Raw genomic sequence first — 22,205 nt, forward strand, 5'->3', positions numbered from 1 at the left:
AAATGGTTTCACCTTCCGCGGTTTAGACGGTTGCACGCCCAATGAAAATGGGAACGAAACAGTCGAAATAACAAGAAAGCAGCGACTTTTTGAAGAATAAAAAACCGATGGCACGGCCCTTGCTCTGAGCATTCAGTGAAGTGAAGTCGCAGTGCCAACTAAAAAAAACCTTGGAGCACCACCTCATGTCCCAGACGTTTTACAAGAAAGGCTTTCTGGCCCTCGCAGTGGCTACTGCGCTGGGTGTTTCTGCGTTTGCTCAGGCTGACATCAAAATCGGCGTAGCGGGTCCAATGACTGGCGCCAACGCGGCATTTGGCGAGCAGTACATGAAGGGTGCACAGGCAGCGGCGGACGCAGTCAACGCGGCGGGCGGCGTCAACGGTGAAAAAATCGTTCTGGTCAAAGGCGATGACGCCTGCGAGCCGAAGCAGGCGGTGACAGTCGCCAAGGACCTGGTCAACCAGAAAGTTGCCGGCGTGGTCGGACACTTCTGTTCCTCTTCCACCATTCCAGCCTCGGAAATCTACGACGAAGCCGGTGTCATCGCGATCACCCCGGGCTCCACCAACCCGCAAGTGACCGAGCGTGGCCTCAGCGCCATGTTCCGTATGTGCGGGCGTGACGACCAGCAAGGCATCGTCGCCGGCGACTACATCGTCGACGTGCTCAAGGGCAAGAAAGTCGCGGTGCTGCACGACAAGGACACTTACGGCCAGGGTCTGGCTGACGCCACCAAGGCTCAGCTGGAAAAACGCGGCGTCAAGCCAGTGCTGTATGAAGGCCTGACCCGTGGCGAGAAAGACTTCAGCGCCGTGGTCACCAAGATCCGCGCGGCCGGTGCCGATGTCGTCTACTTCGGCGGCCTGCACCCGGAAGCCGGTCCACTGGTCAAACAGCTGCGTACCGAAGGCCTGAAAGACGTCAAGTTCATGTCTGATGACGGCATCGTCACCGACGAACTGGTGACCACCGCTGGTGGCCCGCAATACGTCGACGGCGTGCTGATGACCTTCGGCGCCGACCCGCGCCTGCTGCCAGAGAGCAAGACCGTTGTGGATGCTTTCCGCAAGGCCGGCACCGAGCCTGAAGGCTACACCCTGTACGCCTACGCCTCGGTGCAGACCCTGGCTGCCGCGTTCAACGGCGCCAAATCCAACAGTGGCGAGAAAGCTGCCGAGTGGCTGAAAGCCAACCCGGTGAAAACCGTCATGGGCGAGAAGGCGTGGGACAAGAAGGGCGACCTGAAAGTCTCCGACTACGTGGTTTACCAGTGGGACGCGACTGGCAAATACCACCAGCTGGAAAAACAGAAGTAAGGGCTGACGCGATCAGCTGATTCCCACCAATCCAATGTGGGAGCGAGCCTGCTCGCGAAGACGGACTGACAGGCAACACATTCGTTGAATGTTCAACCGCTTTCGCGAGCAGGCTCGCTCCCACAGGGACGGTGTGGGATGAGCTGATCGTGGCTGACATTGCTCCGACGTACATCTGTATTTTCCTGGAAGAGCCGCACACCCACAGGTGTGCAGGTTCTCATTGCGTGAGATTGCGTTATGGATGGTATTTTCCTGCAGCAACTGGTCAACGGCCTGACCCTCGGGTCGGTCTACGGCCTGATCGCCATCGGCTACACAATGGTCTACGGCATCATCGGCATGATTAACTTCGCCCACGGCGAGGTTTACATGATTTCTGCTTACCTGGCGGCAATCAGTCTGGCTCTGCTGGCTTACTTCGGTATTGAATCCTTCCCGCTGTTGATGCTCGGCACACTGGTCTTCACCATCGTCGTTACCGGGGTGTATGGCTGGGTCATCGAACGCATCGCTTACAAACCACTGCGCAACTCCACCCGACTGGCTCCGCTGATCAGCGCCATCGGTATCTCCCTGATCCTGCAAAACTATGCACAGATCAGCCAGGGCGCCCGTCAACAGGGTGTTCCAACGCTGCTCACCGGCGCCTGGCGCGTCGACATCGGCACTGGCTTCGTCCAGCTCACCTACACCAAGATTTTCATTTTGGTGGCTGCCTTCGTCGGCATGGGCCTGCTGACCTATGTCATCAAGTACACCAAGCTCGGCCGCATGTGCCGCGCCACTCAACAAGACCGCAAGATGGCCTCGATCCTGGGGATCAACACCGACCGGGTGATTTCCTATGTGTTCATCATCGGTGCAGCAATGGCGGCTTTGGCCGGCGTACTGATCACCATGAACTACGGCACGTTCGACTTCTACGCAGGCTTCGTCATCGGCATCAAGGCATTCACTGCCGCCGTGCTTGGCGGGATCGGCTCGCTGCCAGGCGCGATGCTGGGCGGGATCATTCTCGGGATCTCCGAGTCGCTGTTCTCCGGTCTGGTCAACGCCGACTACAAAGACGTGTTCAGCTTCTCGCTGCTCGTACTTGTTCTGGTCTTCCGGCCGCAGGGCCTGTTGGGCCGTCCTCTTGTGTCGAAGGTGTAAGCGATGTCTTCAACCACTCAAAAAAACATCGATATCAAAAAAAGCCTGGTTGAGGCGATTCTTGCCGGCCTCATTGCCCTGATCGTGTTCGGCCCGATTGTCGGCGTCGTGCTCGAGGGCTACAGCTTCAATCTTGAGCCGACCCGCGTCGCGTGGATTATCGGCATTGTCATGATTGGCCGGTTTGCCCTCAGCCTGTTCCTGCAGACGCCCAAGGGCCTGAAGATTCTCGATGGATTCGAGAGCACCGGCTCCGGTGTGCATGTGTTGCCTGCCGATCACAAATCCTCGCTGCGCTGGATCATCCCGCTGCTGATTGTGCTGGCCGTGATCGTGCCGTTTGTTTCCAACTCCTATCTGCTGGGCGTGGTCATCCTCGGGTTGATCTACGTGTTGCTGGGGCTTGGGCTGAACATCGTGGTGGGGCTGGCCGGTCTGCTTGACCTCGGTTATGTGGCGTTTTATGCCATCGGTGCCTACGGTCTGGCGCTCGGTTATCAATATCTTGGCCTGGGTTTCTGGACCGTGCTGCCACTGGCGGCGATCACTGCGGGTCTGGCCGGTTGCATCCTCGGTTTCCCGGTGCTGCGCCTGCACGGCGACTATCTGGCAATCGTGACCCTGGGTTTCGGTGAAATCATCCGTCTGATCCTCAACAACTGGCTGTCGCTGACCGGTGGTCCGAACGGCATGCCGGCGCCGCTGCCGACGTTCTTCGGTCTGGAGTTCGGCAAACGCGCTAAGGACGGCGGAGTACCGTTTCACGAGTTCTTCGGCATCGCCTACAACCCGGACGTGAAGTACTACTTCATCTACGCGGTTTTGTTCCTGGTGGTGCTGGCCGTGCTGTACATCAAGCATCGTCTGGTGAAAATGCCGGTCGGCCGCGCCTGGGAAGCCTTGCGTGAAGATGAAATCGCCTGCCGTTCGATGGGCCTCAACCACGTGTTGGTCAAACTCTCGGCGTTCACCATTGGTGCGTCGACGGCCGGTCTGGCCGGGGTGTTTTTTGCCACTTACCAAGGCTTCGTCAACCCGACCTCGTTCACCTTCTTCGAATCGGCGCTGATTCTGGCCATTGTTGTGCTTGGTGGCATGGGCTCGACCATCGGCGTGGTAATTGCCGCATTCGTGCTGACCGTCGCTCCGGAACTGCTGCGCGGCTTCGCTGAATACCGCGTGCTGCTGTTCGGCATCCTGATGGTGTTGATGATGATCTGGCGACCACGCGGGCTGATTCGTATCAGCCGTACCGGGGTCACTCCACGCAAAGGTGCCATTCACTATGAGAGGACTGCGCCATGAGTGAAGTCGTACTCTCTGTTGAAAAACTGATGATGCATTTCGGTGGCATCAAGGCCCTGAGTGACGTCAGCCTGAAGGTCAAACGCAACTCGATTTTCGCGTTGATTGGCCCCAACGGTGCTGGCAAGACTACGGTGTTCAACTGCCTGACCGGGTTCTACAAAGCCTCCGGCGGCAAGATCGAACTCAACGTACGCGGCCAGCAGACCAACGTGATCAAGCTGCTGGGCGAGTCGTTCAAACCGACCGATTTCGTCTCGCCGAAAAACTTCCTCAGCCGTCTGTATTACAAGATGTTCGGCGGCACTCACTTGGTGAACCGCGCAGGCCTGGCCCGGACTTTTCAGAACATTCGCCTGTTCAAGGAAATGTCGGTGCTGGAAAACCTGCTGGTGGCCCAGCACATGTGGGTCAACCGCAACATGCTCGCCGGGATCCTCAACACCAAGGGCTACCGCAAGGCTGAAAGCGATGCGCTGGATTGCGCGTTTTACTGGCTGGAAGTGGTCGATCTGGTGGACTGCGCCAACCGTCTGGCCGGTGAACTCTCGTACGGCCAGCAACGCCGCCTGGAGATCGCCCGGGCCATGTGCACGCGCCCGCAGATCATCTGCCTCGACGAACCGGCCGCCGGCCTCAACCCTCAGGAAACCGAAGCGCTGAGCGCGATGATCCGGCTGCTGCGAGACGAGCACGATCTGACCGTGGTGCTGATCGAACATGACATGGGCATGGTAATGAGCATTTCTGATCACATCGTGGTACTGGACCACGGCATCGTCATCGCCGAAGGCGGACCTGAAGCGATTCGCAACGACCCGAAAGTGATTGCCGCCTACCTGGGCGCCGACGAAGAGGAGTTGGTATGAGTCAACCGATCCTCGAACTCAAAGACCTGGACGTGTTCTACGGGCCGATCCAGGCGCTCAAAGGCGTATCACTGCAGATCAACGAGGGAGAAACCGTCAGCCTGATCGGCTCCAACGGCGCGGGCAAGTCGACGCTGCTGATGTCGATCTTCGGCCAGCCACGGGCGGCGGCCGGGCAGATCCTTTATCAAGGCGTCGACATTACCCACAAGTCATCGCACTACATCGCCTCCAACGGTATTGCGCAGTCGCCGGAAGGACGGCGGGTGTTCCCTGACATGACCGTCGAGGAAAACCTGCTGATGGGCACCATTCCGATTGGCGACAAGTACGCCAAGGAAGACATGCAGCGCATGTTCGAGCTGTTTCCCCGGCTCGAAGAGCGCCGCACCCAGCGGGCGATGACCATGTCCGGCGGCGAGCAGCAAATGCTCGCGATTGCCCGCGCGTTGATGAGCCGGCCAAAGCTGTTGCTGCTTGATGAGCCGAGCCTGGGCCTGGCGCCGATCGTGGTGAAGCAGATCTTCGCGACCCTGCGGGAGCTGGCGAAAACCGGCATGACGATTTTCCTCGTCGAGCAGAACGCCAACCATGCATTGAAGCTGTCTGACCGGGCGTATGTGATGGTCAACGGCGAGATTCGCCTGACCGGTACCGGCAAGGAGTTGCTGGTGAACGAGGAGGTGCGTAACGCTTATCTGGGCGGGCACTGATTCTTTTACGTTATGCACAGCCCCGGCGACGCAAGTCCCGGGGCTTTTTCATGCCTCAAATCCGGCGCAACCCCATGTGGGAGCGAGCCTGCTCGCGAATGCGGTGTATCAGTGGCCTGATTGTCTGGATGTGCCATCGCCTTCGCGAGCAGGCTCGCTCCCACAGTTGAATTGGGTAATTTCCAAAATTGTGGAAAACAAATTCCGCTACCTGCCAAAGCGCGACATATAGACGCTGCAAATGGCTGTTTTTCCACAGTTTTGACTTGTCCCCGTTTGCTGTGGAGCTGGCTGTGAATAACGTGGGAGTAGCTGGCTAAGAGCCTTGTATAACGTGGCTTGTAGCGTTGTGGTTGTTTTTTGATCAGGTGTTTTTACGATAGCGGCAGGCGTCGTTGTCAACCTTTTTATGGTCGGTGCAGAACAGGCAATTTGCTGTGTGCAGTCCTGTGGATAAGTCTGTGATTAAACTCTGGAAAGACGCCGCTAAGCGGCGTAATTGCTGGCCTCGCGCAATCACCGCTATGACCGCTCGGTCGTGCAAAATGCCATGTCCCGCACATCTGTCACTTCAGGGTCAAGCAAAAAACTTTCTATTTCCGCCGCAAAGCCTTGTGTGGCGCGGCTTTGCGCGGTTCCACTTGCCCCCGGAAACTGTGGACGGGACTGTGGATAACGTGCGCGCATATGGCTACAGGCCGCGGTCACTATGGCGTTGGTGCGATTGGTCGTTTTTTGTACAGTGCGTGGGTGTTGCCCGTGAATGCCGGGCCGGGCATGCTGGCTGCTGATTTTCTATTCCAAGGGCTGCTCCGGTGGCCGAAGCAAGGAGAACACGATGTCCAACACCCTGTTTATCACCGGCGCGACGTCCGGTTTTGGTGAAGCCTGCGCCCGTCGTTTTGCCGAGGCTGGCTGGAAACTGGTGCTGACCGGCCGTCGTGAAGAACGCCTCAACGCGCTGTGTGCCGAGTTGTCGAAGCAAACCGAAGTGCATGGCCTGGTCCTGGATGTGCGTGATCGCAAGGCAATGGAAGAGGCGATTGCCAATCTGCCGCCTTCGTTCGCCAAACTGCGTGGCCTGATCAACAACGCCGGTCTGGCGCTGGGCGTGGACCCTGCGCCGAAATGCGATCTGGACGATTGGGACACCATGGTCGACACCAACGTCAAAGGCCTGATGTACGCCACCCGCCTGCTATTGCCGCGCCTGATCGCCCATGGCCGTGGCGCCGGCATCGTCAACCTTGGCTCCATCGCCGGTAACTATCCGTATCCGGGCAGCCACGTATATGGCGCGACCAAGGCATTCGTTAAACAGTTTTCGCTGAACCTGCGTTGCGATTTGCAGGGTACGGGCGTGCGGGTCAGCAACATCGAGCCGGGGCTGTGCGAGAGCGAGTTCTCGCTGGTGCGCTTCGCGGGCGATCAGGAGCGCTACAACGCAACCTACGCTGGTGCCGAGCCGATCCAGCCGCAAGACATCGCCGAGACGATTTTCTGGGTGATGAATGCGCCTGCGCACATCAATATCAACAGCCTGGAATTGATGCCGGTGAGCCAGACCTGGGCTGGGTTTGCGATCGAGCGTAATAAGGCTTAAGACCGGGTTGAGGCCATTCGCGAGCAGGCTCGCTCCCACATTGGAATGCATTGCAAAGTGGGAGCGAGCCTGCTCGCGAAGGGGGCAAATCGGCCAAAACAGGGCAATAAGGTAAACTCCTCTCGCAACAACCCGACCGCACCCCGCGGTTTTCAAGGTTTTTCGAGGAGTTCAAGTGAGTAACCGAGGTGAGCAGTCGCTGCTCAAACAATCGACCATCCTGATGTTCGCGGTGTCGATCGCCGGGATCGTCACCGGTTTTATTTCTGGTTCGCAATCCATCCTGTTCGATGGTTTTTTCTCGCTGATCGCAACCTTCATCAAAGTCCTGATGCTGATTACGGCCAAACTGATCGCCAAGGAAAGCAATCACCGTTTCCAGTTCGGCTTCTGGCATCTGGAGCCGATGGTGCTGCTGATCGAAGGCAGCTTCCTGCTGTTGATTGCGATCTATGCGTTTCTCAACGGTGTGTTCGGCATTATCAATGGCGGTCGCGAGATCGAGTTGGGTCTGGTGATCATCTATGCCGCAGTGTTTACCGTGGTTGAGTTCGCTTACTTCTTCTACGTGCGCCGGCGTAATCGCAAGCTCAAATCCAGCCTGATCCAGTTCGACAACATCAGTTGGCTGGTGGACGCGATGTTATCGGTCGGCCTGTTGATAAGTTTTCTCGCGGCGCTGTTGCTCAAGTCCCAGGGCTATGGCGAGTGGGCGAGGTTTGTCGACCCGCTGATCCTGATCGTACTGGCCCTGACCATGCTGCCGCCGGCGTTCAAGATTCTTGGTCCGGCGCTACGCGACGTGTTGGGTATCGCCCCGGATACGCTGGATGATCAGGTGCGTCAGGTGATGGAAGTGGCGAAAGTCGAGCATGGTTTCGATGATTACGTCTCATACGTGCAGAAGCACGGGCGGGCACGGTTTATCGAGATTCATGTGGTGTTGCCAGCGGATTACGCGTTGAGCAGCGTTGGTCAGCTGGATGCGTTGCGTGAGGAGATCTCGGCGAAGCTGGGCAAACCGGATGCGGCGCGCTGGTTGACTATCAGCTTCACGGGCGACAAGAAGTGGATTGCTTGATTCAGGGCTGCTGAATCTCCTGTGGCGAGCGAGCTTGCTCGCGCTGGGCTGCGTAGCGGCCCCGGGATTTTTTGAGTGCTGCGCACTCAAGCGGGAGCAAGCTCCCTCGCCACAGAATAAGTTCAGTCAGTTAGTTCAGGTATTCAGCCAAACCGTGGTAGCAAGTTGCAAGGTGATACGGCGTAGTAGAAGGCATGTCCTTGCGGCTGACTTCGCCTTGTTCATCACGGCATTCATGCCAACCACCGGCATGCAGAAAACGCTGCTGCAGCGCCTGCAATTGGCGCAACACTGCGGCTTCGCTGTCCGGTCGCAACGTCAGGGCGCGCAGGTATTCAGCCTGGGCCCAGATCCGCTGAGTCGAATCTTTCGGGCGGCCGTCCAGCTCCAGATCAAGCATCGCCCGCACCGCGCCGGACGGCTGTTCGACGCCAAATTGCTCGGTAAAGGCGAAAGCCTTGTCCAGTGCTGCATGCAGTTTCGAGCCCCGCAGCAATGGCGACGATTCGAGCAGGAAATACCATTCGAACTGGTGTCCCGGTTCGTACCAGTTATCCACAGCCCCCAGCGGTTTTTCCATCAACACGCCCTGTTGCGGGTCGACGAAGTGCTTGTGCATGGCTGTGCATAACTCGATCAGCATCTGCTGCGTCGCGGCATCTTCGCGCACGGAAAGGGTGGCAAGAAACGCTTCGGCCAAGTGCATCAGCGGGTTTTGCAAAGGGCCGGTTTGCAGGGTGATCCAGTCGCGTTCAAGGCAGGCTTCGTACAAGCCATCACCGGTGGCAAAACGGCGGCCGATGACTTCCAGCGCAGCGTTCAGCGTCGACTCCACCAGCGGCTCACGGGATTTTGCCCAGTAATGCGCGCAGGCGAACAGGATGAACGCGTGAGTGTAGAGATCCTTGCGCTGATCAAGTGGTTTGCCCTGCGCATCGATGCTGTAGAACCAGCCACCGTGCTCGGCGTCATGGAAGTGCCGTTGCAGGGAACGGAACAGCGCTGCTGCGCGTTCCTCGGCGTTATCCACAACCCCGATCAGGCTGGAAAACAGATACAGCTGCCGTGCGCAGGCCATCGCCCGATAGCGTTGCGGTGGCAGTGGTTGGTGTGCGGCGTCCAGCGCCTCGTAAGGCAATGCCATGTCGGCATTCCAGCCCGGGCCTTGCCACAACGGCACGATCACGTTCACAAAGTGCTGTTGCACATCGCTGAACAGGGCGGTCAATTCAGGCTGGGAGGCGGAGCGGGAAGCATGGGGCATTGGCGGACGTCGTCACGGCTGGGGCGATTGCGCGACATGGTAGCAGAGAGACCGACCTGAGCGATGTGGTGTCTGTCAGACCACTTTCGCGAGCAGGCTCGCTCCCACAGGTTTTGTATCCGCCACAAATCCAGTGTGGGAGTGAGCCTGCTCGCGAAAAGGCCAGCCCAAGCGCTAAAAGATTAACCGGCTAACAACCAGACCCCGGTCGCCGCCGAAGCAGCGCCCGCCAGGCGCACCAGCGGCGCTGCGGCTTGAGGCAACACGCGCACCACGCCATAACCGGCGGCATGCAACACGGCAGTGGCGGCGACGAAACCTGCGGCATACGCCCATGGGCTGCTCATGTCCGGCAATTCAAGGCCATGTGCGACCCCATGGAACAGCGCAAACACCGCCGTCGCCGCCACCGCCATCACCAGCGGCGGACGTACCGCCAGCGCGACGGCCAGGCCCAGCGCCAGGACCGACGCGGCAATCCCGCTTTCCAGTGCCGGCAATTCCAGCCCTTCAAAACCGAGCATGCCGCCGATCAACATGGTGCCGACAAAAGTGCACGGCAGCGCCCAGCGTGCCGCGCCTTGTTGCTGCGCCGCCCACAAGCCGACAGCAACCATCGCCAGCAAATGGTCGAGGCCACCGATCGGGTGGCTGATGCCGGCGATCAAACCGCTGTCGCCATGCCCGGGGTGAGCAAAGGCCAGAGCCGGGGTCAGCAGCAGCGCGACGGCGCCGAGAATACGTTTGAGTGTCATGGATAAGCTTCCTTGTTGAAAAATGAATCAGGCTGCTGTCAGCAAACCCTGGCGTTCGATGAAGGCGATGATCTCTTCCAGGCCCTGGCCGGTTTTCTGGTTACTGAACACGAATGGCTTGCCGTTGCGCATGCGTTTGGTGTCGCTGTCCATCATTTCCAGCGAGGCGCCCACCAGCGGCGCGAGGTCGATCTTGTTGATCACCAGCAGGTCGGACTTGCAGATTCCGGGCCCGCCCTTGCGCGGCAGCTTGTCGCCGGCCGAAACATCGATCACATAGATAGTCAGGTCGGACAGTTCCGGGCTGAACGTCGCCGAGAGGTTGTCGCCGCCGGACTCCACCAGAATCAGGTCCAGCCCGGGAAAGCGTCGGTTCAGTTGATCGACCGCTTCAAGGTTGATCGAGGCGTCTTCACGGATGGCTGTGTGCGGGCAGCCGCCGGTTTCCACACCGATGATGCGCTCCGGTGCCAACGCTTCGTTGCGCACGAGGAAATCGGCGTCTTCACGGGTGTAGATATCGTTGGTGACCACGGCAAGGTTGTAACGCTCACGCAGCGCCAGGCACAGCGCCAGGGTCAACGCGGTTTTGCCGGAACCGACCGGGCCGCCGATGCCGACGCGCAGAGGTTGTGTGTTCATGCTTGTTTCTCCTAAGAGCGGAAGAGGCGGCTGTACTGGCGCTCATGGGCCATGCACGCCAATGACAGGCCGAACGCGGCGCTGCCGATGTGTTGGGGATTGATTCCGGACGCGTCCTGCTGCGCCTGTTGCAGCAGCGGCAGCAGTTCGCTGGTCAGGCGCTGCGCGGCTTGCTGGCCGAGCGGCAAGGTTTTCATCAAGACCGCGAGCTGGTTTTCCAGCCAGCTCCATAGCCAGGCGGCGAGGGCGTCTTGCGGGCTGATACCCCAGGCGCGTGCGGCCAATGCCCAGCCAAGCGCGAGGTGCGGTTCGCTGCACTGCGCGAGAAAGTCACGGGCCGGCGTATCAAGTTCAGGCAAGCCGTTGAGCAACTGCTGCAACGAATAGCCCATTTGCCGGCTCTCCAGATGCAACTCGCGAGTCTCGCGGCTGGCACGGTGGGTCTCGCAGATTTGCAGCAAATCGCTCCAGTGTTCGTCCGCTGCCGCTTGGCAATGGGCGAGCAACAACGGCGCTTCGAAGCGGGCAAGGTTGAGCAGCAACTGATCGCTGATCCAGCGGCGGGCACTGTCCGGGTTGTTCACCCGGCCGTTATCCACCGCCATTTCCAGGCCTTGCGAATAGCTGTAGCCGCCAATCGGCAATTGCGGACTGGCCAGGCGCAGCAGCGCCCAGGCTGGATTCATAAACGAACGCCGAACTGATGCAGTTTCGGCGCGTAGTTGAAGTCCTCGTCGCCGTGGCGCGAATGGTGATGGCCGCCGCCGTAGGCACCGTGTTCCGGCTGGAACGGCGCTTCAATGGCTTCGACCTGTGCGCCAAGCTGTTCGAGCATGGCCTTGAGTACGTAGTCGTCGAGCAAGCGCAGCCAGCCATCGCCGACTTGCAGGGCGACATGGCGGTTACCGAGGTGATAGGCGGCGCGGGTCAGTTCGAAGGCGTTGGCGCAGGTGACGTGCAGCAATTGTTCGGGCCGGGCGCAGACGCGGACGATTCGGCCGTCTTCGGCTTGCAGGCATTCGCCGTCAAACAGCGGCGGCTGACCGCGCTCCAAAAACAACCCGACGTCTTCGTTTTCGGCACTGAAACAGCGCAAACGGCTTTTGCTCCGGGCTTCGAAGGTCAGGTGCAACTCAGCGGCCCAGACGGGTTGAGGGTCGATTCTGCGATGAATCACCAGCATCGGAAAGCTTCCAGCAGTGGACAATACTCAGGCTAGAGCAAGGGGCTTGCCAATCGGACGAGATGTAGGAAATCCCTGTCGGAGCGTAGTGGATGTTTCAAGATGTTGCAGGAATATGGAGTGTTTTGGTGCGTGAAGATTTTTTAATGCACCAAATCAGCGCTGCGACACATGAACCAAATGTGGGAGCGAGCCTGCTCGCGAATGCAGTGTGTCAGCGACAAAATGTTGGCTGACAGGACTTCTTCGCGAGCAGGCTCGCTCCCACAGGGGGATTAGTTGAGGCTGAAAATGAGGGGGTGTTACTCGGTACTGCCCAGCCCTTGCCAATGCTTGAGCCCGATAAAGATAAAGCGCAGTTGCTGGGTAATCTTCGCCTGCGGCGTCAGATGCTCCGGCAGTGCTTCAGCAGGAGGATCGATGATGTCCGGCAGCGTGGCGAACACCGATTTGACGATCAGATCGGCCACCACGCTCAAACCGGCCGCATCCAGATGCTGAAGTTTGGGCATCAGCGTCAGATCCGCCGCGAGGTCGGAGCTGATGTTCTCGCGCAAACGGCCAATGGCCTGACGCACCGGCAACGAGCCGCCGTACTGCTCGCGGGCGAGAAACAGAAATTGCGACCGATTAGCGCTGACCACATCAAGAAAGATCCGCACCGAGGCATCGATAATGCCGCCCATGACGAATTCGTTGTGGCGCACCAGGCGGATGGTTTCGCGGAAGGTCTGACCGACTTCGCTGACCAGCACCAGACCCAGTTCATCCATATCGGCAAAATGCCGGTAGAAACCGGTGGGCACGATGCCGGCGGTCTTGGTCACTTCGCGCAGGCTCAGGCTGCCGAATCCTCGGCCGCTTTCCATCAAGTGGCGGGCAGCGTCCATCAGGGCGTTGCGGGTCTGTTGTTTCTGTTCGGCGCGGGGCAGCATCGCTGGGTGTGTTCTTAGGCAAGACAAGCGGCGCACTCTAGCAAATCGGCTTTGTTGGCGTCGAACGGCAGAGGGGAAATCGCGGGGAGAAAACCAGTTTGATTGTTTGCCGGGGCTGAAAAAGTCAAAAGCCCAATCCGTTGATTGGGCTTTTTTTCCAGGCCGCCATGGGCTTAGCTCAATTTGCTGTTGCGTTCGATCACACGGTCACCACCACCTTCGGCGATAGCTTGACCCAATGGGGTTTTGTCGAAGCCATCTTCAGCCAGAGTCTGACCTTGTGGAGTGCGATCGGAACCGTCGGACGCCAGAGTCTGACCCTGTGGGGTGCGATCGGAGCCATCAGATGCAAGGGTTTGGCCTTGTGGGGTGCGATCAGAACCGTCTTGCACCAGACCTTTCTCTTCCAGACGATCACGGCCACCTTCAGCTACGGTTTGACCTTGTGGCGTTTTGTCGTAGCCATCTTGCACCAGACCTTTTTCTTCCAGGCGGTTGCGGCCGTTTTCAGCCAGAGTCTGGCCTTGTGGAGTGCGGTCGCCGCCATCAGCAGCAACAGTCTGGCTGAACACCGAGTGGCTGGATTTCACTTGCGGGGTAGCCTGATCGGCAGCAGGCAGGGCGAAAGCGGTGCTGGCTAGCATCGACAGGGTAAGGCTGAGCAGTAATTGGCGTTTCATGATGGGTTGCTCCTTGGGAGGGCGATAAAGTGGGTACGAGGGCAATGCTACTCTCGATAAGTCGATATAAAAGTTCATAAACGCAATGGTAATAATCAACAGAATTGATTGTTCCGCCGGGAGGCTCTAGCTCGGGCGTTTCCGGGCGACGGTTTTGCACCGTAGTGGGTATTTTCGACTCACTTGCGCCTCGCAAACGTGCGGGTCGCGGTAACGCTGTTCGACCAATCGGTCAGATTTCGCTCGGCTTTTTTCGCTGGAATCGGTCTTTCAGTTAAACCTGCGAGCCATTTGCCAGTCACAGACTTCATAGGGGCCGCTTTGGCCCGCCGTTTCAGCTGTGCGCCACGATGTCGGCGTGCGGTCGTGATCAGGAGCTTTGTGCATGACGCGCACTGGAAAAATCTTCAGCTGGACCTTCGCCATCCTCGTACTGCTCCTGGCCGTACTGGTGCTGATCATCGTGTTCTTCGACTGGAACCGGATCAAACCGCCGCTCAACGCCAAAGTCTCGGAAGAACTGCATCGACCGTTTGCCATCAACGGCAACCTCGCGGTGATCTGGCAGCGCGAACCGGACGAGGGCGGCTGGCGTGCCTGGGTGCCGTGGCCGCACGTGGTCGCCGAGGATTTGAGCCTGGGTAATCCGGACTGGTCGAAAAAGCCGCAGATGGTCACGCTCAAGCGCGTTGAACTGCGCATTTCGCCGCTGGCGCTGTTGGCGCAGCGCGTAGTCATTCCGCGTATCGACCTGACCGAACCCAACGCCGAGTTGCAGCGTCTGGCCGATGGCCGTGCGAACTGGACGTTCAAGTTCGATCCCAAGGATCCGAATGCTGAACCGTCGAGCTGGGTCGTCGATATCGGCGCGATCAAGTTCGACAAGGGCCATGTCACGCTTGATGACCAGACCCTCAAGACCAATCTGGATGTATTGATCGATCCGCTGGGCAAGCCGATTCCATTCAGCGAAATCGTTGGTGACAAAGCGGCGAAAACCGCGCAGGACAAAGGCGCCGCACCGCAGGACTATGCCTTTGCGGTGAAAGTAAAAGGTCAGTATCACGGTCAGAATCTCACCGGCCAGGGCAAGCTCGGCGGGCTGCTCGCCTTGCAGGACGCGAGCAAACCTTTCCCGCTACAGGCGCAGGCGAAGATCGGCGACACCAGCATCGAACTCGCCGGCACCCTGACCGATCCGCTCAAACTCGGCGCCCTCGACCTGCGTCTGAAACTGGCCGGCGCGAGCCTCGGCAATCTCTATCCGCTGACCGGCGTGACCCTGCCGGACACGCCGCCGTACTCCACCGACGGCCACTTGATCGCCAGGTTGCATGACGCCGCTGGGGCGAATTTCACTTATGAGAAATTCAACGGCAAGATCGGCGGCAGCGACATTCATGGCGACCTCAACTATGTCGCCAGTCAGCCAAGGCCCAAACTCAGCGGGGCGCTGCTGTCCAATCAGTTGCTGTTCGCCGACCTCGCGCCGCTGATTGGCGCCGACTCCAACGACAAACAAAAGGCCCGTGGTGGTGAGAGCAAGCAACCGACGGACAAAGTGCTGCCAGTGGAGGAGTTCAAGACCGACCGCTGGCGCGCAATGGACGCCGACGTCGAGTTCACCGGCAAACGCATCGTCCACAGTGAAAAGCTGCCCTTCACTGACCTCTATACCCATCTGAAACTCAATGATGGCGAGCTCAGCCTTGAACCGCTGCGCTTCGGTGTGGCTGGCGGCAATCTCGATGCACAGATCCGCCTCAACGGCCGCACCGAACCGCTGGAAGGCCGCGCCAAACTGACCGCGCGCGGGTTCAAGCTCAAGCAGCTGTTCCCGACCTTCGAACCGATGAAAACCAGTTTCGGCGAACTCAATGGCGATGCCGATATCAGTGGTCGCGGTAACTCGGTGGCGAAGTTGCTGGGTGGTGCCAACGGCAATCTGAAGATGCTGATCAACGACGGTGCGATCAGCCGAGAGTTGATGGAGCTGGCCGGGCTCAACGTCGGCAATTACGTGGTTGGCAAGATCTTTGGCGACAAGGAAGTGAAGATCAACTGTGCGGCGGCCGACTTCGACATCAAGACGGGCCTTGCGACTACGCGGCTGTTCGTCTTCGATACCGAGAACGCGATCATCTACATCGATGGCACGGCGAATATGGCCACTGAGCAGCTCGATCTGACGGTGACGCCGGAATCCAAGGGCTGGCGTTTGATTTCGTTGCGCTCGCCTTTGTACGTGCGTGGCAAATTCATCAAGCCCGATGCCGGGGTCAAGGCTGTGCCGTTGCTGCTGCGTGGGGCCGGGATGGTTGCGCTGGGTGTGATTGCGGCACCGGCGGCAGGGTTGCTGGCGCTGGTCGCGCCAAGCGGTGGCGAGCCGAATCAGTGTGCGCCGTTGCTGGAGCAGATGAAGGCGGGCAAGGCACCGGTCACTGTCAAACCCACCAAGTAAAGCCAGATCAAAAGATCGCAGCCTGCGGCAGCTCCTACAGGGATTAAAGGAGCTGCCGCAGGCTGCGATCTTTTGCTTCTGACAGGCCTCTTCGCGAGCAGGCTCGCTCCCACATTTGGAATGCATCTCAAATGTGGGAGCGAGCCTGCTCGCGAAGGGGATATTGAAAGAATTACAGGTCTTTCAGGATGTCGGCCATGTCATCGGCATGCTCTTCTTCCTGCGCGAGGATGTCTTCGAAGATGCGCCGGGTGGTCGGGTCCTTTTCGCCGATGTACTGAATGATCTCGCGGTAGCTGTCGATGGCGATCCGCTCGGCCACGAGGTCTTCGTAGACCATTTCCTTCAAGCTGTTCCCGGCGACATATTGCGCGTGGGACATTTTCGACAGCAGGTCAGGGTTGAACTCCGGTTCGCCGCCCAATTGCACGATGCGCTCGGCCAGACGGTCGGCGTGCTCGGCTTCCTGGGTCGCGTGTTCGAGAAATTCGTCGGCGGCGACGTTGGCTTTCAGGCCGTTGGCCATGAAGTAGTGACGCTTGTAGCGCAACACGCAGACCAATTCAGTGGCCAGCGATTCATTGAGCAAGCGCAGCACCTCTTCACGGTTGGCGCTGTAGCTCTCGGTCACCGCGCCGTTTTCCACGTGTTGCCGTGCGCGCTCGCGCAGGGTTTGAACATCAGACAAATGCAGGTCGCTCATTTCAGTCTCCTGGAGGCTAATCCGATTGGCGTCACGTTCTACGGACGTAATCGCCTACCCAGGTTGTGAGTCTCGCGCGCTGCAAAAAGTTTTATCGATTTACGCCCCTATCTTTGCTGGAACTGCCGAAGGCAGCGATCTTGGCGCCAGCCCCGACAAAACCGCCTCCTCCTGCAACCACGCAAAAAAAGCGCGCACTGGCGGATGCCGCTCCCGCCCGGGCACACACAACGCGCTATAGCCCGCGCCATCGACCTGCACATCACCCTTGTACGGCAGCAACAAACCGTTGGCGACGCTCTCCGACACCAGAATATTGCTCGCCAACACCAGCCCTTGCCCGGCGATCGCCGCTTGCAGCGCGTAATGCTCTTCGTCGTATTCGCGGACGGCCGGTTGCTGGTGCAGCCAGTTTTCCCCGGACTTGGCGCACCAGGCTTCCCAGCCGTGGGCATATAGCTTCGAGTTGTGCCAGCGCACACTGATCAGTGCCGGCGTGCGCCGTGCGGCCAGCGCCACTTGCTCGGGCGAGCCGTAGACGCCGAAGGATTCATCGAACAGGCACAAGCCATACAGGTTCGGGTAGTCGTCGAGGCTGTAGCGCAGCACCAGATCAACGCTGGCGTCCTGATGCAGATCGATGACTTCGCAATGGGTATCCAGACGCACATTGATGTTCGGGTGTTTCGCATAGAAGCGGCCGAGGCGCGGCACCAGCCACAGTGCGGCGAACGCGGCGGTGGTCGATAGGGTCAGGCTGCTGGCACTGCGTTGCGGGCGCAGGGTGTCGACGCTTTGCGCCACTTCGAGAAAGGCGCCATGCAGGCTGTGGAACAAGCGTTCGCCACCCTCGGTCAGGCGCACCTGACGCGGCAGACGTTCGAACAGCGCGACACCGAGCCAGTCCTCCAGCGCACGGATCTGATGGGAGATCGCCGTCGGCGTCACCGCGAGTTCTTCGGCGGCAGCCTTGAAACTCAGCAGGCGCGAGGCGGATTCGAACGCGCGCAGGGCGGTCAACGGCAGCGAGGCAAACATTGAAAACTCCATGGATGAAATCAACTCATCCCGACTGATTTTTGCTCATTTGAGACGGAGGAGGGTGCGCTGCAATCTGCAGCCACACAGCAACCCAAGTCTAGTCCCAAGGAGTTTCAGATGAGCAAGATTCTTGTGATCCATGCCAGCCCACGCGGTGACCGTTCGCACTCACGGCGCCTCGCGGAAAGTTTTCTCAGTGCCTGGCAGGCGCGCCATCCGCAGGCACAAGTCACCCGCCGTGAAGTCGGGCGGGCGTTGATCCCGGCGGTCAACGAGGCGTTCGTAGCGGCGGCGTTTCACTCGGAGCCCGAAGCCCGGTCGCTGTCGATGCAAGCCGATCTGGCGCTCAGCGATCAACTGGTCAACGAATTGCTCGACAACGACCTGCTGCTGATTTCCACGCCGATGTACAACTTCAGCCTGCCCAGCGGCCTCAAGGCCTGGGTCGATCAGATCGTGCGGCTGGGCCTGACCTTCGATCACACGCTGGACAATGGTATCGCCCAGTACACGCCGCTGTTGCAGGGCAAGAAAGCCTTGATCGTCACCAGTCGCGGCGGCTTCGGTTTCGGTCCGGGTGGTGAGCTGGAAGCGCTGAACCATGCCGATCCATGGATGCGCACCGCGCTGGGCTTCGTCGGCATCAATGACGTTACGGTGGTCGCGGCCGAGGGCGAAGAGTCTGCCGAGCGCACCTTTGCGGTGTCGGTGGCCGAGGCCGAGCAGCGCTTGCTCGATCTCGCCCGGGAGTTCTAGGTGGCCTGGTTGTTCCTGCTGATCGCTGCGGGGTTCGAGGTGACTTTTGCGATGGGCATGAAATACGCCGAAGGCTTCACTCGGCCGTGGCCTTCGCTGATCACCGTGATCGCGGCAGTCGGCGGGATATGGTTCCTGACCCTGGCCATGCGTGATTTGCCAGTGAGCATCGCTTATCCGATCTGGACCGCCATCGGCTCGCTGGGCACGGTGTTTCTCGGCTTTGCCCTGCTTGGCGAGAGTCTGACGCTGGTCAAACTGCTGTCGGTCGGCCTGATTGTGGCGGGAGTGGTGGGGCTGAAGTAGGCTGCTCATCGAGTTGTCATCATCAGCAAGGATGCTTGGCGGGCGTTTTGCAAGCCTTGCAGCCAATCACTGATCACAAGGATGTCTGCCCATGTCGACGCGTTATCCACTGGTGCTGGTGCCTGGCATGCTCGGGTTTATCCGGCTGTTCCTGTATCCGTACTGGTACGGGATCATCAAGGCCCTGCGTCGTGGCGGCGCGACGGTGATTGCCGTGCAGGTTTCGCCGCTCCATTCGACCGAGGTGCGTGGCGAGCAACTGCTTGACCGAATCAACGAGATTCTGGCTGAAACCGGGGCGAGCAAGGTCAACCTGTTAGGCCACAGCCAAGGCTCATTGACCGCGCGTTATGCGGCGGCGAAACGCCCGGATCTGGTGGCGTCGGTGACCTCGGTGGCCGGCCCCAACCACGGTTCGGAACTGGCCGACTACCTGCAAAAGCACTACCCGGCGGACAGCGCCAGAGGACGTCTCCTTGAGGCGCTGCTGCGCTTTGTCGGCTGGCTGATGGCTATGCTGGAGACGGGTTATCACGGGCCGAAACTGCCGGTGGATATCCACGCCTCGCACCAGTCGCTGACCACTGAGGGCGTGGCGCTGTTCAATCAGCGTTATCCACAGGGCTTGCCGCAAACCTGGGGCGGGCACGGGCCGGAGGAGGTCAACGGCGTACGTTATTACTCATGGTCGGGAACGTTGCAACCGGGCAAGACCGATCGTGGCGGCAACCTGTTTGACGGGACTAATCGCAGCTGTCGCTTGTTCGCGAAAACCTTTGAGCGGGAGCCGGGGCAGTGCGACGGAATGGTCGGGCGCTACAGCTCGCATCTGGGCACGGTGATTGGCGATGACTATCCGCTGGATCATTTCGACATTGTTAACCAGTCGTTGGGGCTGGTCGGCAAGGGGGCTGATCCGGTGCGGCTGTTTGTCGAGCATGCCGCCCGACTCAAAGCAGCCGGGCTGTAGTTGGCTTTTGTGGCGAGGGAGCTTGCTCCCGCTGGACTGCGCAGCAGGCCCCGGCTTTTAAAAACAGGGCCGCTTCGCGCCCCAGCGGGAGCAAGCTCCCTCGCCACAGGACTGGGTCAGGCTACGCTTAACTTGCGGCCCAACACGGTGGTCCAGCGCTCGGAAAGAATCACCCCGCCCAAGGTCAGCAAGCCACCGACCAGGTGATACATCGCCAATTGTTCCTTAAGCACCACCGCCGCAATCAGTGCCGTTATCAACGGCAGCAGATTGAAGAACAGCGTCGTCCGGCTCGGCCCCAGGCGCTGTACCGCCTGCATCCACGCCAGCGGCGCGAGCATCGAGGCCAGCAGACACGCGTAAAGCACCAGCGGAATATTCTGCAGTGTCAGACCGGTTTTCGGTGAGGTGGCGTAGAGCGGAAACAACACCACAATCGCCACCAACACCTGCAAATACAGCAATACCAGCGGAGGTAAGCGCAGCTGCCATTTTTTCAGCAAGGTGCTGTAGATCGCGTAGGCCAGGGTCGCGATCAGCATCATCGCGTCACCCATGTTCACGCCGTGTTGCAGCAACGCACTGAGGCTGCCGGACGACACCACCACCAGCACGCCGGCAAACGACAGCACCGCGCCAAACAAGGCGCCAGCGGTCAGGCGCTGACCGAGGCTGATGATCGCCATGGCCAGCGACATCAACGGCATCAACGAAAGGATGATGCCCATGTTGGTCGCGGTGGTCAGGGTCGCGGCGAAGTAGGCGAGGCTTTGATAGACCGCCATGCCGAGTACGCCGAGGATGAAAATCTTGCCGAGGTTCGGGCGAATCTGCGGCCAGTGCGCAATCACCGCTTTAAGCATGAAGGGGGTGAACAGCAAACCGGCGAGCAGCCAGCGGTAGAAACCGATCTCGGCGGGGAAAATCGCACCGACCGCGAGTTTGTTGATCACGGTGTTGCCGGCCCAGATAAAAATCGCCAGCAGGGGAAAAGCGTATTGCATGCGTTGAAACCAGTACGTTGAAGAAGCGTGATTATCCCTTGTCTGGATGCAGGCCTATACTTCGAACCGGACAACCTGCCTCTGAAACCGGACAGCATGAACAGTAAACACATCGATCTGCTGGATTTCAGCGAACTGCCGTCGGCGGTGTATTTCCGTTACGCCGATTTCAACGCCCACGAATTTGCGGCACCGCACCGTCATCCGTGGGGCACGCTGGAGTACGCCGCCCACGGTGTGCTGCACATGGACGTCGATGGCAGCCGCTTCATGTCGCCGCCGCAATATGCGGTGTGGGTGCCGCCGCAGGTCGAGCACAGTTTCTACAGCCATCAACCAGTCAACTATCGGGCGGTGTGTCTTGATCCGAAGGTCTGCACCGAGTTGCCGGATCGAGCCTGTACGCTGGCGATCAGTGACATCCTCAAGGCAATTCTCAAGGACTTCGCCGCCCGCGACGTGAAAATCCCCGAACTTGATGCCGATCAACGTCTGGCCCAAGTGTTAGTCGACCAACTGCAGCAGGCGCCGGTGCATGAGTGTTATCTGCCCTACGCGAACAGCCCCGGTCTGCTGAAGATCCTCGAAACCTTGCAGGCCGAGCCTGGCAATAATCAACCGCTGGCACATTGGGCGATGCAGGTGCACGTCAGTGAGCGCACGCTGGCACGGCAATTCGTGCGGGAGTTGGGGATGAGTTTCGGCGAGTGGCGCCAGCGTCTGCGTTATCTCGCCGCGATCGAGGCGCTGGAAACTTCACGCAGCGTGCAGGAAATCGCTTTCGACCTTGGCTACAGCAGCGGCTCGGCGTTTATCGCCATGTTTGCCCGTCAGGCCGGATGCACGCCGGAGCAGTACCGCCGCAGCCACCTCGAAGGCAGGAAGATGTAACAAGACTTGGCTACACTCCTGCAGAGGCCGCTTCCATCGATGCGGCGACAAGGAGAAAACTCCATGAAGATGTTGCGTGTCCCTTTGTTGATGATTGGTTTGCTCCTGTGTTCTCAGGGTTTCGCCGCCACGGCGCAACAGAACAAAATGACCACCTGCAATGCTGATGCGACCGCCAAGAGCCTCAAGGGCGATGAGCGCAAAACCTTCATGAGCACCTGCCTGAAAGCGGCGCCAGCGGCCAACGATGCCAAGACCCTGACCCCGCAGCAGCAGAAAATGACCACCTGCAACGCCGATGCGAAAACCAAAGCGCTGACCGGTGATGCGCGCAAGGCGTTCATGAGTGATTGCCTGAAGAAAAAGTAATCAGCGGGGATCTGTGGTGAACGGGCCGGCCTTTTCGCGAGCAGGCTCGCTCCCACATTGAAATGCGTACCCCTGTGGGAGCGAGCCTGCTCGCGATGGGGCCATTGAGTGCACCAACACTCTTCGCCCCCGCATATTTCTAGTGCTCACCCCGGATCGCTGGCAGACTGCCAATCCTTTTACGCCGTTCGTTTTGAGGC

At 59.4% G+C, this 22,205-nt stretch carries 23 protein-coding genes; 13 read left to right on the forward strand and 10 right to left on the reverse strand.

Going from position 1 to position 22,205, the window contains the following annotated elements; genetic code table 11:
- Nucleotides 1–185: 185 nt before the first annotated feature.
- The 7 genes from ACIOWE_RS12045 to ACIOWE_RS12075 all read left to right on the forward strand — a co-directional run bounded on the left by ACIOWE_RS12045 (nt 186) and on the right by ACIOWE_RS12075 (nt 8,045).
- Nucleotides 186–1,319: an ABC transporter substrate-binding protein gene (locus ACIOWE_RS12045; RefSeq protein WP_201235739.1), complete on the forward strand. Its 1,134-nt coding sequence runs from the start codon at nt 186–188 to the stop codon at nt 1,317–1,319.
- Between the two features lie 240 nt (nt 1,320–1,559).
- On the forward strand, nt 1,560–2,474 hold the full coding sequence (locus tag ACIOWE_RS12050; RefSeq protein ID WP_401391331.1) for a branched-chain amino acid ABC transporter permease LivH: 915 nt from the start codon (nt 1,560–1,562) through the stop codon (nt 2,472–2,474).
- Nucleotides 2,475–2,477: 3 nt separating this feature from the next.
- On the forward strand, nt 2,478–3,779 hold the full coding sequence (livM, locus tag ACIOWE_RS12055; protein WP_103304689.1) for a high-affinity branched-chain amino acid ABC transporter permease LivM: 1,302 nt from the start codon (nt 2,478–2,480) through the stop codon (nt 3,777–3,779).
- A complete protein-coding gene (locus ACIOWE_RS12060) occupies nt 3,776–4,648 on the forward strand; it encodes an ABC transporter ATP-binding protein (RefSeq protein WP_103304690.1) in 873 nt (290 codons plus the stop codon). Before livM ends, ACIOWE_RS12060 begins: the two co-directional genes overlap by 4 nt.
- A complete protein-coding gene (locus tag ACIOWE_RS12065) occupies nt 4,645–5,361 on the forward strand; it encodes an ABC transporter ATP-binding protein (RefSeq protein ID WP_201235737.1) in 717 nt (238 codons plus the stop codon). The genes ACIOWE_RS12060 and ACIOWE_RS12065 overlap by 4 nt, the downstream gene beginning before the upstream one ends.
- Before the next feature lie 838 nt (nt 5,362–6,199).
- Nucleotides 6,200–6,964: an SDR family oxidoreductase gene (locus tag ACIOWE_RS12070; protein WP_007915905.1), complete on the forward strand. Its 765-nt coding sequence runs from the start codon at nt 6,200–6,202 to the stop codon at nt 6,962–6,964.
- Nucleotides 6,965–7,139: 175 nt separating this feature from the next.
- Nucleotides 7,140–8,045, forward strand: a complete 906-nt coding sequence (locus ACIOWE_RS12075) for a cation diffusion facilitator family transporter (RefSeq protein WP_401391335.1) — start codon at nt 7,140–7,142, stop codon at nt 8,043–8,045.
- 130 nt (nt 8,046–8,175) lie between these two features.
- On the opposite strand, the gene ACIOWE_RS12080 is transcribed toward ACIOWE_RS12075, so the two are convergent.
- The 7 genes from ACIOWE_RS12080 to ACIOWE_RS12110 form a co-directional block, all read right to left on the reverse strand.
- Nucleotides 8,176–9,309 carry an AGE family epimerase/isomerase gene (locus tag ACIOWE_RS12080; protein ID WP_401391338.1) on the reverse strand — a complete coding sequence of 378 codons (1,134 nt, stop codon included), beginning with the start codon at nt 9,307–9,309 and terminating at the stop codon, nt 8,176–8,178.
- 182 nt (nt 9,310–9,491) lie between these two features.
- A complete protein-coding gene (locus tag ACIOWE_RS12085; RefSeq protein ID WP_401391341.1) occupies nt 9,492–10,064 on the reverse strand; it encodes a HupE/UreJ family protein in 573 nt (190 codons plus the stop codon).
- 27 nt (nt 10,065–10,091) lie between these two features.
- The gene (gene ureG, locus ACIOWE_RS12090; RefSeq protein WP_071174254.1) at nt 10,092–10,706 is read right to left on the reverse strand and encodes an urease accessory protein UreG; all 615 of its coding nucleotides are present in this window, start codon (nt 10,704–10,706) and stop codon (nt 10,092–10,094) included.
- An 11-nt stretch (nt 10,707–10,717) separates the two neighbouring features.
- The gene (locus ACIOWE_RS12095) at nt 10,718–11,392 is read right to left on the reverse strand and encodes an urease accessory protein UreF (protein ID WP_401391344.1); all 675 of its coding nucleotides are present in this window, start codon (nt 11,390–11,392) and stop codon (nt 10,718–10,720) included.
- The gene (ureE, locus tag ACIOWE_RS12100) at nt 11,389–11,889 is read right to left on the reverse strand and encodes an urease accessory protein UreE (RefSeq protein WP_401391347.1); all 501 of its coding nucleotides are present in this window, start codon (nt 11,887–11,889) and stop codon (nt 11,389–11,391) included. Before ureE ends, ACIOWE_RS12095 begins: the two co-directional genes overlap by 4 nt.
- 302 nt (nt 11,890–12,191) lie before the next feature.
- Nucleotides 12,192–12,824 carry a TetR family transcriptional regulator gene (locus ACIOWE_RS12105; protein WP_201235732.1) on the reverse strand — a complete coding sequence of 211 codons (633 nt, stop codon included), beginning with the start codon at nt 12,822–12,824 and terminating at the stop codon, nt 12,192–12,194.
- A gap of 173 nt (nt 12,825–12,997) precedes the next feature.
- Nucleotides 12,998–13,504 carry a hypothetical protein gene (locus tag ACIOWE_RS12110; protein WP_201235731.1) on the reverse strand — a complete coding sequence of 169 codons (507 nt, stop codon included), beginning with the start codon at nt 13,502–13,504 and terminating at the stop codon, nt 12,998–13,000.
- Nucleotides 13,505–13,889: 385 nt separating this feature from the next.
- Here ACIOWE_RS12110 and ACIOWE_RS12115 point away from each other — a divergent pair, with 385 nt between their 5' ends.
- Complete coding sequence (locus tag ACIOWE_RS12115) at nt 13,890–15,965, forward strand: AsmA family protein (protein WP_401391351.1); 2,076 nt, start codon at nt 13,890–13,892, stop codon at nt 15,963–15,965.
- Nucleotides 15,966–16,137: 172 nt separating this feature from the next.
- Here ACIOWE_RS12115 and ACIOWE_RS12120 read toward each other — a convergent pair whose 3' ends face one another.
- Together ACIOWE_RS12120 and ACIOWE_RS12125 are read right to left on the reverse strand one after the other, a co-directional pair.
- Entirely contained in the window at nt 16,138–16,668 is a 531-nt protein-coding gene (locus tag ACIOWE_RS12120) for a bacterioferritin (protein WP_201235729.1), read from the reverse strand.
- Between the two features lie 99 nt (nt 16,669–16,767).
- Nucleotides 16,768–17,718, reverse strand: a complete 951-nt coding sequence (locus ACIOWE_RS12125) for a LysR substrate-binding domain-containing protein (protein ID WP_401391354.1) — start codon at nt 17,716–17,718, stop codon at nt 16,768–16,770.
- A 108-nt stretch (nt 17,719–17,826) separates the two neighbouring features.
- Between ACIOWE_RS12125 and ACIOWE_RS12130 the strand changes: the two genes are divergently transcribed.
- The 3 genes from ACIOWE_RS12130 (at nt 17,827) to ACIOWE_RS12140 (ending at nt 19,741) form a co-directional block, all read left to right on the forward strand.
- Nucleotides 17,827–18,465, forward strand: coding sequence for an FMN-dependent NADH-azoreductase (locus tag ACIOWE_RS12130; RefSeq protein WP_401391357.1), 639 nt, complete (start codon nt 17,827–17,829; stop codon nt 18,463–18,465).
- Nucleotides 18,466–18,771: a multidrug efflux SMR transporter gene (locus ACIOWE_RS12135; RefSeq protein WP_201232146.1), complete on the forward strand. Its 306-nt coding sequence runs from the start codon at nt 18,466–18,468 to the stop codon at nt 18,769–18,771.
- A 91-nt stretch (nt 18,772–18,862) separates the two neighbouring features.
- Complete coding sequence (locus tag ACIOWE_RS12140) at nt 18,863–19,741, forward strand: alpha/beta fold hydrolase (protein WP_401391360.1); 879 nt, start codon at nt 18,863–18,865, stop codon at nt 19,739–19,741.
- A gap of 116 nt (nt 19,742–19,857) precedes the next feature.
- On the opposite strand, the gene ACIOWE_RS12145 is transcribed toward ACIOWE_RS12140, so the two are convergent.
- Nucleotides 19,858–20,745: a DMT family transporter gene (locus ACIOWE_RS12145; RefSeq protein WP_401391363.1), complete on the reverse strand. Its 888-nt coding sequence runs from the start codon at nt 20,743–20,745 to the stop codon at nt 19,858–19,860.
- Nucleotides 20,746–20,841: 96 nt separating this feature from the next.
- Between ACIOWE_RS12145 and ACIOWE_RS12150 the strand changes: the two genes are divergently transcribed.
- Both ACIOWE_RS12150 and ACIOWE_RS12155 read left to right on the forward strand, forming a co-directional pair.
- Entirely contained in the window at nt 20,842–21,636 is a 795-nt protein-coding gene (locus ACIOWE_RS12150; protein ID WP_401391366.1) for an AraC family transcriptional regulator, read from the forward strand.
- A 63-nt stretch (nt 21,637–21,699) separates the two neighbouring features.
- Nucleotides 21,700–22,005 carry a PsiF family protein gene (locus tag ACIOWE_RS12155; protein ID WP_201235724.1) on the forward strand — a complete coding sequence of 102 codons (306 nt, stop codon included), beginning with the start codon at nt 21,700–21,702 and terminating at the stop codon, nt 22,003–22,005.
- Nucleotides 22,006–22,205: the final 200 nt, after the last annotated feature.

Source organism: Pseudomonas sp. NPDC087598 (genome assembly GCF_044743525.1).
In the GTDB taxonomy this organism is placed as follows: Bacteria; Pseudomonadota; Gammaproteobacteria; order Pseudomonadales; family Pseudomonadaceae; genus Aquipseudomonas.